This is a genomic window from uncultured Virgibacillus sp. (assembly GCF_947495635.1).
Taxonomy (GTDB): domain Bacteria; phylum Bacillota; class Bacilli; order Bacillales; family Amphibacillaceae; genus Virgibacillus; species Virgibacillus salarius.
In genome coordinates this window covers 1-14057 of sequence record NZ_CANMAB010000106.1, presented here as the reverse complement: position 1 = coordinate 14057, position 14057 = coordinate 1, and the positions used below count along the sequence as shown (strand labels likewise).

The window sequence follows — 14057 nt, the reverse complement described above, 5'->3', positions numbered from 1 at the left end:
CAAGATGTTTTTTTCCATATACTTAAAATACCACAGTAAGAAACACTCTGGTATAGCCAAATTTTTATACTTTCTTATCTTTGAACAAAAGCGCAAGCGCCCGATTAGGACTGGAGCGAGTCAACGGAGATAAAAGAATCATGGTATGCTTGCGAGCCGATAATGCCTTATCGTAAGATGATTCGTGAAATCGACCAGTTTGTGGGCGCTGGGGCTGGACGCGGCTCAACTCGCCCATTTTTATCCACATGGGCTAATTTTATAATTCCTAGACTAAAATAAAAACAGCTAAAACCTAATGGCTTAGCTGCTTTCATCAAGCAAGGATTTCCCCATAATCGTTAGACGTTTTGTATTTTTTAACTCGTTTAAAGAAGTAACACCAATTCCAAACATCACCATTTTCAATTCCAATTCGATTTGTTCCATTGTTTGCATTACAGATTCCACTGATTCTGTTGCAGCTTGCAATAATTGCCTAGCAAATCCAATCACATCGGCTCCAATCGTAATTGCTTTTGCTGCGTCTACGCCTGTTTTCATACCACCACTTGCTACGAGTGGTATGTTCGGTAGCTTACTTTTTACGGACACAATACAATCCTTTGTAGGTATTCCCCAGTTATTAAATGCTTCTGCTGCAGCCTTCTTAAGTGAATCTTGAGATCTTAGCTTTTCGACTTGACTCCATGATGTGCCACCAGCTCCAGCTACATCAATGTACGAAATCCCTGCATCGTATAGTCGCTTAGCTACCGTACCATCTATCCCAAATCCTACTTCTTTCGCTCCAACTGGAACGTCTAGACGCTCACATATCTTCTCGATTTTCGGCAATAGTTCATTGAAATTCAGATCCCCTTCATCTTGTACTGCTTCCTGTAAGCTATTTAAATGCAGAACGAGAGAATCCGCCTCCGTCAAATCTACAATTCGTTGTGCTTCTTCGACACCATACCCATAATTTAATTGAACAGCACCTAAATTAGCAATTAATGGAACAGTTGGTGCTTGCTTACGTATTAAAAAAGAATCCTTATGCGAGTCACTTTCCAATAGTGCCCTTGTAGATCCAAGTGCCACCGCCCATCTTTTTTCTTCCGCTGCTAATGCTAAGTTTTGATTAATTTGTGCTGCTAGCTCAGACCCTCCAGTCATTGAACTTACTAAGAATGGGGCCTGCAGTGATTTATGTAAAAACGTAGTAGTTGTCTCGATAGAATCAAAATTAATTTCTGGAAGTGCATTATGTATAAATGAAATTCCCTCTAACCCTGTTGATTTATTGATGCCTTCTACATTTTCGGTTAAACAAAGTCGAATATGCTCTGTCTTTCTACGGTTAATTCCTTCTTCCATTTTATAGACCTCCAATTTTAGACCTCCATCCATATCATAACATACCTTGACCAATTGTTCGTATTGTAATGATCTTTCTTTAATAATTTTGCAGACTCAGCTAATCGCTTATTCTGAGTGGTTAATTCCAAATACGAGGCTCATGAAGAAATGCTTTCTTCCAAAAATATATTGACAGCGATTGCATTACAGTTTACATTAAATTAATAAGTTAATATATGGGTCGGAGATAATGGAGAGACAGCTTTATTCCTCTTTTCTTTTATAGAAGAGGCGTTTAAGCATGTCTTTTTTTTTCGTAATTTACACCCATGCCTATTGGAATCAATTTCATAAGTGCTTATCCGAACAATCTATAAAAAGGGAAGCTTCAACTAGGGGAGGAATATTAGCGATTTTATTCGGGTAAATTTAAAATAACTCGTGATTGAAAGATGCTGATTTCATCGATTGTAACATATGGTGGTGACTCTACAGGAAGAGTGCTCAGATGAGACTTAATTGGCATGAATCGATGAGATGACTCACGGTAAGCGTGTGCCTGTAGATGAAATTTACTGTATTCACTATTCACATTCAAGATCACTCGGATTAGGCTACCATTATAAACTTGACTCATTTAACTTAAATATAAGGAAAGAAGGGAGAACAAATGTTCAAATTTTTAAAGCCTGCACCTCATAAAGAAAGGATGCCAGAAGAAAAAATCGACTCTTCCTATAAAAAGCTTCGGTTGCAAGTATTTTTAGGAATATTTATTGGCTATGCAGGATATTATTTAATTCGTAAAAACTTTTCGCTTGCGATACCTTATTTAACAGAGGAAGGCTTTACCAAAGGGGAATTAGGGATTGCTTTAGCAGCAATTTCCATTGCTTATGGTGTAAGTAAGTTTGTGATGGGGACTGTATCAGATCGCAGTAATGCTAGATATTTCCTCACCATTGGACTCATATTATCAGCTATTATCAACTTACTAATTGGCTTCGTGCCATTCTTTACTTCAACAGTGACTATCATGTTTATAATGCTATTTTTAAATGGATGGGCACAAGGTATGGGGTGGCCACCTTCCGGAAGAATATTAGTACACTGGTTTAGCGTTAGTGAAAGAGGCACGAAAACCTCGATTTGGAATGTAGCACACAACGTTGGTGGCGGGTTAATGGCACCACTAGCGATAGCAGGTGTATCCATTTGCACTACTTATTTTGGTGCTGTGTTTGTCGGCTACGAAGGAATATTTATTCTACCAGCTCTTGTTGCAATCGTGGTTGCTATCATTGCTTTCTTGTTAATGAGAGATACGCCACAATCCGTCGGTTTACCACCGATCGAGGAGTACCGTAATGATTATCAAAGCAAGGATAAAAAAACATACGAAACAGAACTAACTACAAAAGAAATATTGTTTAAATATGTTTTAAATAATAAATGGGTATGGACAATTGCATTAGCAAATGTGTTTGTATACTTTGTGCGCTATGGTGTACTTGACTGGGCACCGACGTATTTAAGTGAAGAAAAATCCTTTAATATGGAAGAATCTAGTTTAGCCTATTTCTTATACGAGTGGGCTGGAATCCCTGGGACATTATTATGTGGATATATTTCCGATAAGGTATTTAAAGGGCGTCGTGGTCCTGCAGGTGTCATCTTCATGGTAGGAGTTCTACTCTCTGTTGTTGTTTATTGGCTTAATCCAGCAGGAAACCCTTTAATTGACAACTTAGCACTTATAGCAATAGGTTTCCTTATATATGGACCGGTTATGCTTATCGGCTTACAAGCATTAGACTTTGTACCAAAGAAAGCTGCCGGAACCGCTGCTGGCCTAACAGGTTTGTTTGGCTATCTTGGTGGTGCTGTAATGGCAAATGCACTTATGGGATTTATTGTACAACATGCAGGCTGGAATGCAGGTTTCCTTTTATTAACTGGTTCTTGCATATTAGCCATTCTATTATTTACGTTAACTTGGAATGTTCGCGGACAAGAAGTAGTTAAGCATTAATAATAAATTATAGGGAGTTCCAAAAGCTATGGAAAATGGCTAAAGGGCTCCCCTTTTTATATATCTAAAGTTCAAATGAAACAATCCTTTGTCAAACGCTAGAACAGGACACCTATAGCTGATTTATTTTACCTAATGTGACCATCCTTGTATCGTGTAAATATAGTGGAACAACAGGAACCTAAAAAAATATAATATCGTGCTAAACGTGAGAACTAGACTTCTTTGGAAATAATGTATAACTAAAGCTAATAACAAAATCAATCAGCAATATTAGTGACCAGAGACGAAAGGTTTCAAATAACGCATTTGTCTGTTCCGGATTATTTATATATAAAATGATACCTCCTAAAAATACACTCCCTATGCACCAAGCTAACAAATGACGATACCAACCAACTCGTTCGCTTTTAGCGAATTCCTTTCCATACTTTTTCTTTTTAGACGGCTTCTCACCATCAGCAAACCGATAGGCAAATTGTTGATCCGCCCATTTGATCATACTATGACCATAGCCTATGCTTACACCAATATAAATAGCAGCAATACCGTGAACTGTTGTGGCAATTGCCCCGTTTTTCAAATCAATTACTGTTGCCATTAACAAGATAAAGTCAACAACTGGAGTAAGGATAAGTAATATAGCCCCAAGCCGTCTCTTTTTAAATACATATCTTGCGATTAAACCAGCTAAAACAAATATCCAAAAACCGATCTCACAAGCAATAATTAACCAACCAATCAAAGAATCCACCTCTTTTTAGTACAATCGTATTAATTAAATTATACGTTACTTATTTAAATAATACAACTGTGTTATAATAATGACATGCCAAAAAAAGTAGATCATGAAAAAAGAAAAATTATAATAGCAGAAGCAACATGGAAAATAATTGTAGAAGAAGGAATAGAGCAAGCAACCGTTCGTAATATCGCTCATGCTGCTGATTTATCAGTAGGCGCTTTAAGGCACTATTTCACAACCCAATCGGAGTTGTTGCTTTATTCCATGCAACTAGTCTCCGATAGAGTTCGAGAAAGAATGGCCAGTCAACAGTACGATGGTCCACCACTACAAGTCATGGAGGAAGTTCTTTTTGAATTTATACCTTTAGATAAAGACAGAAAAATAGAGATGGAGGTATGGTTAAGTTTTTCAGCAAGAAGTCTTGTTGACCCAGATTTAATGCAGTTGAATCAAAAGGTATATCATGACTTACGACGTGTTATTATTGCTGTTATTGATCATCTTATCTCCCTGCAATTCGTACCTGATCAGTTTGCTGCTGAGATTGAAACTGAACGGTTATATGCACTCATTGATGGACTTGCTATTCATCATTTGCTACAACCAGATAGCCTGTCTAAAGAAATGATGACCTCTGTGATCCAACATCATCTAAAGAGTTTATGTAAACAGGAGGTTTTGGATAAATGAGACAAAAAGCTAAAGCGTTCGCAACAAAGGCACATGATGGACAACGAAGAAAGAGTTCCAATGATCCTTATATCACTCATCCCATCCGTGTAGCAGCAAGGTTAGCAGCAGCTGGTTTTCGTGATGAATTAATTAGTGCTGGATATTTACACGATGTGGCGGAAGACACTTCTTATACTATTAAGGATATTAAGGAACAATTTGGTGATTCAATAGCTCACTTGGTTGCAGCCAATACAGAAAATAAATCTCTAAGTTGGCAGGAAAGAAAACAGCATACAATTGACAACTTGAAATCTGCGGAAAAGGAGATAAAATATTTAATTATTGCTGATAAACTAGATAATTTACTAAGCTTAGAACAGGACTTGAGAGGTCAAGGTGCAATTGTTTGGGACCATTTTAACGCTCCTTTCGAAAAGCAAAAATGGTACAATCAGTCATTAGTTGAAGTAATGTACTATGGTTTACGTTCTGAAGAAATCCCCAATTACTTTAGATTATATGAAGAAACTGTTGCTAGAGTGTTTGAAGGAAAATAATAAAGTAGTATTCCATTGTGTTTTTTCCACAGAATTCTTGAGGAAAACATTGCTTTAGTAAGGCTCTTTCTGTCTGTTACATCTGGGATATACTATAATCTTCTGGAAAGAGTGGCAATCAACTATATGCCTTGACTCGCATACAGTACTGTTCTTGATGATTACTCGACTTCCACTTCATTTTTTATAGACAATAAAGCAGCCTCCGATTTCCAATGAGGAATGGAGGCTGTCTTTCTTTTATTTATATCTACGATTTTTATATCTTGTCTTCATATTTTTGGTAAGCTGCTTCCACTTATTTTTTTCTTCGAGTTGTGCTTTTTGATCCTGCTTTCTCTTTTCATAAGCTAACTCACGCTGTAATTTTAGATAGCTCTGGAAACGTGCTTCAGACAATTCACCTGAATTAAGGGCATCCTTCACTCTACAGCCAGGCTCCGTATCATGCTTGCAGTCGGTAAAATAACATGCGGTAACGAAGGCTTCAATATCCTCAAATGCCGTATCAATAGCATGTTCACCTTCCCAAAGCTGCAGCTCACGCATACCAGGTGTATCAATAAGTAATCCACCATTTTTCAATAAAAACATTTCACGATGTGTTGTTGTATGACGACCTTTACTATCATTCTCCCGTATAGCATTTGTAAGTTGAACCTGTTCTTCCAGTAGCACATTTACCAATGTTGATTTTCCTACGCCAGATGAACCTAAAAGCGCTGCAGTTTTACGTGGAGGCAAATAAGACATAAATTCCGTTATACCTTCTCCCGTTATACTGCTCAATGTAACAATCGGAATCCCAATTGAAACCTCTTCAAGCTCAGACATGATCGTAGCTATTTCATCAGCTTTACACATATCTTTTTTCGTAAGCACTATAACTGGTGAAGCTCCACTCTCATAGGCTGAGATAATATATCTTTCCATCCTTCGTACATTAAGATCATCATTTAACGAACCTACGATAAAAATAGTATCCAAATTTGCAGCAACTAACTGCGCTTCTGTCTTATCACCAGCCGCTTGGCGAACAAATTGAGTTTTACGTGGTAATAGTTCCTTTATTACTGCTTTTTTCTCATCAATTAGTTTCTCCACAACCACCCAATCACCAACAGCAGGAAAATCCATTGATGAATTAACCTCATTAAAGAATTTCCCACTAACATGCGCTATATACTCATATCGACCATCAGATATGCGATAGCTATTCCGTTGCACCGTAATAACACGTGCAATTGTATTCAAATTGACAGATGGTGAAGATGATTCCTCCCATCCTAACTTTACCAAATCGTTCACTATGAAAATTCCTCCTATAATGGAGAAAGCACCCTCATTATACCGACCGTTCCTCCATTTTGTTTGATGTGTACGTACATAAATTTCGTTTTACAGTTGCACTCATAAAACATCACTCCTTTCAAAATGGACCTATCGGTGTTAACCTACAATAGTTATACCCTATATTACTTACTTAGTAAAGTTCTTCTGTACAATTCAGCAAAAAGCCAGACGTAAAAAACACGTCTGGCTTCTCTGCCTATCTAATATTCATTTCGCTCGGCTCCGGGCCTTTACGCTCATTTCGATCCAATCCTTCGATCCTTTTCATATCATCAGTCGTTAGTTCAAAATCAAACACGTTAAAATTCTCTTCCATTCTAGATGGTGTAACTGATTTAGGTATTACAATATTATTATATTGCAGATGCCAGCGAAGAATTACCTGAGCAGGTGTTTTACTATAACTACCAGCAATACTAGTAATTACATCATTTTTTAATACTTCGCCACCTTGCATTAATGGACTCCAAGCTTCAAGATATATATTGTGTTTTTCACAGAATTCCTTTACTTCTTTTTGCTGCAAGTATGGGTGACACTCTACTTGATTAACCGCAGGAACAACATCACATTCATCTATTAATCGTTGCAAGTGCTCCACATTAAAGTTACAAACACCAATCGCTTTCACACGACCATCCTTATATAGCTTTTCCAAAGCTTTATATGTTTCCACATAGTCATCATACTCAGGCGTCGGCCAGTGAATAAGGTAAAGATCAACATAATCTAAGCCTAATCGTTCTAAGCTTTTGTCAAATGCCTGTAGCGTATTCTCATAGCCTTGATCCGAATTCCAAACTTTAGTAGTGATAAAAAGGTCTTCACGTGCAACATTACTGTTTGCTAGTGCCTTACCAACACCATTTTCGTTTTCATAAACTTTTGCCGTATCAATAGAGCGGTAACCAATTTCTAGTGCCTTTTCCACTGCAGGGGTCGCTTCTTCATCCGGTACTTGCCAAACACCAAATCCTAATTGTGGCATTTTCAAACCGTTGTTAAGTGTTATATACTGCATCTTTTAACTCCCTTTCATTTTGGAATATTATTCTTATATTATCACAGCTGCTTATTGGATTTAATCAATATGCATTCGTAATGACCATCCTTAACCTCTCCATTTTCTCCGAGCGAACGTGTAATTTCCTTCATATCTCGATAAGCGTTCCTGATCAATTAAATAGGTTACAGGAAAGAGTCTATCTAAAAAGTATCGATCATGTGATACTGCAATAATTGTTCCATCAAATTGTTCTAATGCTTCTTCTAGAACCTCTTTGGATTCAATATCAAGATGATTCGTTGGCTCATCTAAAATAAGCAAATTATGATTCTGGTACACAAGTTCCGCCAAACGTAGACGCATTTTTTCTCCACCACTTAATTGCTTAACCTTACGGAAAACACTCGGACCAAAGAAAAGAAACCTTGCTAAAATCCCCCTCGCTTCTCCCTCTGTAACAGGTACTTGATCACGAAATTCTTCCAGAACAGATCGAGATCCATCCATTTCTAACATATGCTGTGATAAGAAACCAATAGATAAATTGCTTCCTAGTTGGATCGCACCCTGATCTGGTTCATCTTTCCCTAATAACATTCTTAACAGAGTTGATTTCCCAGTTCCGTTTTCACCTATAATAGCAACACGATCTTGAAAGCGAATATGCATATTGGCTGCCGAAAATAATGGTTTACTCGGAAAACGCTTATACACATTATCCAGCAGAATAACATCCTTCCCACTACGTTTTTCCATTTGAAAATCCAAATTAATACGCTTTTTCTCCAAAATCGGACGTTTCAAGACAGTCATTTTCTCTAAAGCTTTTTCCATACTTTTGGCTCGACGATGCAAGCCATCATTTGGTGGATTTGCTTGATTTGCCCACTCTTTTAAACGTTTAATCGTTTCCTTCATCTTCTTTATTTTTTTCTGTTGATCCTGGTATTGCTGGAATTCTTGCAGTAAACGCGTTTCTCTTTCTTTTACATAATCCGTATAATTCGTATGATATTTCAACAGTTCTCCTTGGTCCATCTCTAATATAGTAGTTACTGTTTCATCTAGAAAATAACGGTCATGAGAAACAATGACAACTGTTCCATGGTATTGATTTATAAAATTTGTTAGCCATTCAATCGCAAGGAAATCCAAATGATTCGTCGGCTCATCCAACAGCAGAAGATCTGGCGCTGTTAATAATAGCTGCGCTAAACCAACCTTTGTTCTTTCTCCACCACTTAGGTTCTTCCACTTCTTATTGGCTAAATGCTCCATTTGTAAGCCATTCATTACACGCCTTACTTGAGCATCCATTTCGTAACCACCTTGATCCTGGAATTGCTCTTGAAGCTTTCCGTACTTTTCAATAAGAAGCATTAATTGATCAGCTTCCGTTTCCGAAGACATACTAGCTTCCAATTCAAGCATTTGTGATTTTAGTCGATTAAGCTTTGTAAAAACTTGAAATAACAGTGATTCAACCTCAGCTTCAGCTTCTAAAGATGGGGCTTGCTGTAATAAACCAACGGATAAATTCTTTTTCCATGTAATCGTACCTTCTGCTGGCTCCGACTTCTTTGCCAATAAATCTAGTAAGGTTGTCTTTCCTTCTCCATTCCTTCCAATTAACCCAATTCGTTCTCCTTCTTTAATTTCAACTGTAATATCCTTAAATATAATATTTGCACCTAATATTTGCGTCACTTGCTGTAAACTGCTAATAATCATCTTCTCTTCCTCCGTTTGCCGAAGAGACACTTACTACACATAGAAAGAAGTATTTTTATTAGATTGCTATTCAATTTTTACATCATAAAGAACAATCTTTTAAAAACACCAAAAAAAGACGCAAAGAGTTCTCCCTTTACACGCCTTTTTCACTAGATATATGGAAGCGTTAGTCTATTCCACTTCAGAGGAAGCCAACGATTTTCCATACGAATCCGCTTGTAGGTAGATGTCTCTTACTGGTATTTTTCCTAATGTTGTAGTAAAAAAGGGCATACTTATCCCTCAAGCAACATTTCCGGAAAAAATCGCATAACGAAACCAAAGATATTCTTTAATCTTCGTTACACTACCAGTATGATTCATCTAACCCACCTCCTTTTTAATTATGTCTAGTATACTTAAAAATTCAGAAAGGTGTCAATGCTAAACGTCACCTTTTTTTACGATAAAGTTATTTTGCAAAACAGGCCAATTTTGGGGAAATGGAATACCTAATACCCAGTAACTAGCCCCTCTTATATCATAATCTCTTAGTGTATCGTATTTTGCTTGGATACTTCTTGCATCCTCAAACCATACTTCATGCTGCTGACCATCTCCAGCCGTATAACGGAAGTATGGTGATTGATAGGTATCATTATATTGGATCTCCGCTCCATAAGTTGCAGCTAGTTGGATGGCTTCTTGTGAACTAACTGTTCGAGCTACAGTACCTTCTTGCCACGGAATTCTCCAGTCTCTTCCATACAACGGTATTCCCATCATAATTTTATCACGAGGTATGACTGTAATTGCATAATCTAGTACCTTACGTACCTCATTAATTGGCGCTATCGCTAATGGTCTTCCTCCTGCCCATCCCCATTCATAAGTCATGAGCACAATAAAATCAACAATTTCTCCCTGTGTTTTATAATCATGAGCCTCATAGAGCAATCCTTCTTGATCACTTCTAATTTTGGGAGCAAGAGCCGTAGTAACCAGATATCCATTAGGATGAAGGCGAGCTACAACACGCCGTAAAAAGTTGTTATAGTTCTCTCGATCCTCAGGATAAACATATTCAAAATCAAAATTTACTCCTTGATATCCTTTTTCTTGCATTTCTTCTAATAGAATCGTTATTAACTTCTCTTGTAACTCAGGGCTCCGTAATAATGTTGCTGCTAAATCAGAGTCAAAGTCCCCTTCAACGAAATTTGTTAATACTAAAAGTGGCAGCACATTTGTTGCCTCTGCCGCTTCAAGAATAGGTAAATCGTTTAGCTCGGTAATCGTACCATCTGATCGAATACTATACGTAAATGGTGTTACGTACGTTAGTAGCCTTCCATAGGCCAATATTTCCTGAGCACCTTGTGCTCCCGTTTTTGTAGCATATGCATTTATTTCTTTAACCGGCCTGGATGGTTGAGGAATTTTTAATACTTGACCTGGATAAATAAGCGATGGATTGGTAATTGCATTCATCCTCATTAATTCATTAACTGTAACACCAGTCTGTTGGGCTATTTCCCATAACGAATCTCCAAGCTGTACGATATATGGATAATAAGGTATTTCTAACATCTGTCCTACAAATAACAAATTAGGGTCTGTTATTTGATTGACTGCCGCAATCTCCTGTACAGGTATTTGATATCGTTGGGCTATCATCCACAATGTATCTCCAGACTGCACAACATATTCTCTACGTGGATCTGGAATGACAAGTGCTTGCCCAATCACTAATATATTTGGATTATTCAATTGATTTAATACAGCTATTTGTCGATAATCAGAACCATAACGCTCCGCAATGTTCCATAATGTATCATTTCGTTTAATCACATGAATTTGCATTTGTATATACGCTCCCAATTCAAGTAACTACTATTCATAGAAATTAGCAAGACCCCATGAATATAGTCTCATTGTTTCTATTGACTATCTTATTCATTAGGTGTTTGTCCTGTTATTACAAACTGTGTTTATTTCAAAAAAACTGCTCCGTTTTTACGGAACAGCATCAATTATTAATCCAAAGTATTTCACCATATTGTTCTTGATAATCTATTTTCACATCAAAATAATGTTTACTATAAAAATGCTTCAGCCGATTTACATGATCAAAATCCCGCTGAACAATGTCACCAGTGATGTACTGCTTATTCTCATCTCTAGCTATTTCCTTTAAATGCCTCATTAATACAGAGCCAAACCCCTTGTTCTGTTCCCCTTTTATATCTGAAATATGAAGGGTACTTGTATTTTTATATTCTGCTTGAATAGCTGAATCCCAATTACCTCGAAAAGGCTTGGTACATTCATGGAGCATAATTTGGAAAGAATTTGATTGTTTATCTGCATAAATGATAACCCAATTGTCATCTTGTGTTTGGTCAATACTAATAACGTCAGACTTTTTAGCTATTTCTTTTATACTATTTTGCATGCGAAATAATTGGACTTCTAATGAGTCTAGCTCTTGCTTTAATTCATTTTTATCCTTCTCCACGGTTAAAAAAGCTGAATAGTTCATATATATCACCTGTATTTATAGTTATTTCAATTCAAACCACAATTTCACATTTTACATGATACGCATTAAATGAAGCAAATGTTAAAAAATTTTAAATAGTACTTCATACTCAGTTCTTTTATGTCGATAATGAAAGAAAATGCTTTTCTTAATATAACTGGGGGATATATATGAAGAAAAATAAGGTCAAAAAAATAAAACCTAAAGTAAAACAAAAGAAAGAAAAGACAATTAAACAAAAGAACAAAAGCCCTATTAATTGGAAAAATGTAAAAATAGGTCAAAAGTATGTAGCTATTTTTCTTATAACAGCGGCTCTGTTTATCGCTGCAACCACGATCGTTTATGTACAATTAACGAAAGGGCAAAAGAATATGGATCAAATCAGCGAGCAAAGTATACGTGTGAACGAGATGACTCAGCTATCTTCTCTGATCCAAGGAAAAGATGTACAAATTGCGGACTATTTACTTTCCGAGGATTATAAATATGTAAACATGTTCAAAGAATACCAAGCGGAATTTGATGCACTTGTTAAGAAAATTAAACCCACGATGAAAACAAACAAGCAAAAAGAAATATTTAAAAAGATTGTAGAAAATGATGCTAGTATAAATGATACGTTTTTTAATGAGATGGTTGCTTCCGTACAAAGTGGAGAAGATACGATGGCAAATTCATTACGCTCTTATTCAACAAGACTACGAACAGAAACAATCCAGCTCGTTAATGATTTAAGCAAGATCGTTCGCCAAGAACAAGAAACATCTGTGAATCAAGCTTCAGAAACAATGAATTATAGTACAATAGTATTAATGATAGCCAATTTAACAGCTATTATCGTTGGAATTTTACTTATGATTCTAATTAGTAAGAAGACATCCCTCCATTTGAGCAACGTTGTAAAAATTACTTCAGAAGTAGCAAATGGAAACCTCCAAGCCACATCGATGAATTATCAAGGAAAAGACGAGATCGGGCAACTTGCACAGTCAGTTAATCAAATGAAGGACAATATTAAAGGGATCCTTTTCAAAGTTCAAAACGCTTCCAATTCTGTCTCATCTCGCAGTGAGGAATTGACTCAATCAGCTAACGAGGTAAGAGAGGGAAGTAATCAAATTGCATCCACAATGGAAGAACTGTCCTCAGGTGCGGAGACACAGGCAACAAGTGCAGGCGATTTATCGGAAAATATGAATGATTTTGTACGAAAAGTTCAATCATCAGAAGCAAATGGTCAAGAAGTGATGCAAAGCTCTCAGAAAGTTCAACAGTTAACTTCTGAAGGTACAGAACTGATGAAACAATCCGTATCACAAATGAAGCAAATAGACTCGATTGTTGCGGAAGCAGTAGAAAAAGTCCAAGGGCTCGATCATCAGTCAAACGAGATTTCCAAGCTAGTTCTTGTTATTAAAGATATTGCAGATCAAACGAACTTGCTATCCTTAAACGCTGCCATAGAAGCAGCTAGAGCTGGTGAACACGGAAAAGGATTCGCAGTTGTAGCTGATGAGGTACGTAGGCTATCCGAGCAAGTTGCATCATCAGTTGGAGAAATAACTACGATTGTTCAAAATATCCAATCAGAAACCACCCAAGTGGTTGGGTCATTAAATAGTGGCTATCATGAAGTAAAAGAAGGAACTGCACAAATTGAAACTACTGGTAAGAACTTTACTACCATCAATCATGCAGTGAGAGATATGACAAATAAGATAAATACAATTTCTGAAAATTTAAAGGAAATTGCAGCAAATAGCGTAGATATGAATCAGCTAATTGAAGAGATTGCCTCTGTCTCCGAAGAATCTGCTGCTGGCGTGGAACAGGCTGCCGCATCCGCCCAACAAACATCTAGTTCTATGGAAGAAGTATCTTCTAATGCAAATGAGCTAGCAGAACTAGCTGAAAAATTAAATGAAGAAATAAATACGTTTAAACTATAAAGTTTGACTAGCAATCAGTGGGATTTTACTGCCAATTATATGCGGGATAGACAAGGATAAGCTAAGAAAAACGGAGCAAAATTCGCTCAGTCCTTATCACTACATGCTCAGATTTACGCTTCCTCTAGTAGCTATTAT

11 protein-coding genes are annotated in these 14057 nt (G+C 36.8%); 4 read left to right on the top strand and 7 right to left on the bottom strand.

The genetic code is table 11. The annotated features are described in order from the left end of the window. Nucleotides 1–303: 303 nt before the first annotated feature. Nucleotides 304–1359 (bottom strand): type 2 isopentenyl-diphosphate Delta-isomerase, encoded by a 1056-nt coding sequence (fni, locus tag Q1A47_RS17550; RefSeq protein ID WP_166530547.1) that lies wholly within the window; start codon nucleotides 1357–1359, stop codon nucleotides 304–306. Nucleotides 1360–2011: 652 nt separating this feature from the next. Between fni and glpT the strand changes: the two genes are divergently transcribed. Further along, entirely contained in the window at nucleotides 2012–3373 is a 1362-nt protein-coding gene (gene glpT / locus Q1A47_RS17545; protein WP_026680700.1) for a glycerol-3-phosphate transporter, read from the top strand. Between the two features lie 202 nt (nucleotides 3374–3575). On the opposite strand, the gene Q1A47_RS17540 is transcribed toward glpT, so the two are convergent. Continuing rightward, nucleotides 3576–4118 (bottom strand): hypothetical protein, encoded by a 543-nt coding sequence (locus Q1A47_RS17540; protein ID WP_026680699.1) that lies wholly within the window; start codon nucleotides 4116–4118, stop codon nucleotides 3576–3578. Nucleotides 4119–4202: 84 nt separating this feature from the next. On the opposite strand from Q1A47_RS17540, the gene Q1A47_RS17535 reads away from it, so the two are divergent. Together Q1A47_RS17535 and Q1A47_RS17530 are read left to right on the top strand one after the other, a co-directional pair. Then, entirely contained in the window at nucleotides 4203–4811 is a 609-nt protein-coding gene (locus tag Q1A47_RS17535; RefSeq protein WP_026680698.1) for a TetR/AcrR family transcriptional regulator, read from the top strand. Next, a complete protein-coding gene (locus tag Q1A47_RS17530) occupies nucleotides 4808–5353 on the top strand; it encodes an HD domain-containing protein (RefSeq protein ID WP_026680697.1) in 546 nt (181 codons plus the stop codon). The genes Q1A47_RS17535 and Q1A47_RS17530 overlap by 4 nt, the downstream gene beginning before the upstream one ends. A gap of 240 nt (nucleotides 5354–5593) precedes the next feature. Here the strand turns inward: Q1A47_RS17530 and rsgA are convergent, their stop codons facing one another. The 5 genes from rsgA to Q1A47_RS17505 form a co-directional block, all read right to left on the bottom strand. Further along, complete coding sequence (gene rsgA, locus Q1A47_RS17525; RefSeq protein ID WP_166530527.1) at nucleotides 5594–6661, bottom strand: ribosome small subunit-dependent GTPase A; 1068 nt, start codon at nucleotides 6659–6661, stop codon at nucleotides 5594–5596. A 241-nt stretch (nucleotides 6662–6902) separates the two neighbouring features. Beyond that, nucleotides 6903–7727 carry an aldo/keto reductase gene (locus tag Q1A47_RS17520; protein ID WP_026680695.1) on the bottom strand — a complete coding sequence of 275 codons (825 nt, stop codon included), beginning with the start codon at nucleotides 7725–7727 and terminating at the stop codon, nucleotides 6903–6905. A gap of 90 nt (nucleotides 7728–7817) precedes the next feature. Beyond that, a complete protein-coding gene (gene abc-f, locus Q1A47_RS17515; protein WP_166530528.1) occupies nucleotides 7818–9443 on the bottom strand; it encodes a ribosomal protection-like ABC-F family protein in 1626 nt (541 codons plus the stop codon). A 426-nt stretch (nucleotides 9444–9869) separates the two neighbouring features. Further along, a complete protein-coding gene (locus Q1A47_RS17510; RefSeq protein ID WP_166530529.1) occupies nucleotides 9870–11288 on the bottom strand; it encodes a LysM peptidoglycan-binding domain-containing protein in 1419 nt (472 codons plus the stop codon). A gap of 166 nt (nucleotides 11289–11454) precedes the next feature. Continuing rightward, a complete protein-coding gene (locus Q1A47_RS17505; RefSeq protein ID WP_121604480.1) occupies nucleotides 11455–11967 on the bottom strand; it encodes a GNAT family N-acetyltransferase in 513 nt (170 codons plus the stop codon). A 170-nt stretch (nucleotides 11968–12137) separates the two neighbouring features. On the opposite strand from Q1A47_RS17505, the gene Q1A47_RS17500 reads away from it, so the two are divergent. Beyond that, nucleotides 12138–13919: a methyl-accepting chemotaxis protein gene (locus Q1A47_RS17500; RefSeq protein ID WP_166530530.1), complete on the top strand. Its 1782-nt coding sequence runs from the start codon at nucleotides 12138–12140 to the stop codon at nucleotides 13917–13919. Nucleotides 13920–14057 lie beyond the last annotated feature (138 nt).

Excerpts from the sequence above, each read along its gene's own strand:
- fni (WP_166530547.1), bottom strand. The coding sequence starts at position 1,359 with ATGGAAGAAGGAATTAACCGTAGAAAGACAGAGCATATTCGACTTTGT.
- glpT (WP_026680700.1), top strand. The coding sequence starts at position 2,012 with ATGTTCAAATTTTTAAAGCCTGCACCTCATAAAGAAAGGATGCCAGAA.
- Q1A47_RS17535 (WP_026680698.1), top strand. The coding sequence starts at position 4,203 with ATGCCAAAAAAAGTAGATCATGAAAAAAGAAAAATTATAATAGCAGAA.
- Q1A47_RS17530 (WP_026680697.1), top strand. The coding sequence starts at position 4,808 with ATGAGACAAAAAGCTAAAGCGTTCGCAACAAAGGCACATGATGGACAA.
- Q1A47_RS17520 (WP_026680695.1), bottom strand. The coding sequence starts at position 7,727 with ATGCAGTATATAACACTTAACAACGGTTTGAAAATGCCACAATTAGGA.
- abc-f (WP_166530528.1), bottom strand. The coding sequence starts at position 9,443 with ATGATTATTAGCAGTTTACAGCAAGTGACGCAAATATTAGGTGCAAAT.
- Q1A47_RS17510 (WP_166530529.1), bottom strand. The coding sequence starts at position 11,288 with ATGCAAATTCATGTGATTAAACGAAATGATACATTATGGAACATTGCG.
- Q1A47_RS17505 (WP_121604480.1), bottom strand. The coding sequence starts at position 11,967 with ATGAACTATTCAGCTTTTTTAACCGTGGAGAAGGATAAAAATGAATTA.
- Q1A47_RS17500 (WP_166530530.1), top strand. The coding sequence starts at position 12,138 with ATGAAGAAAAATAAGGTCAAAAAAATAAAACCTAAAGTAAAACAAAAG.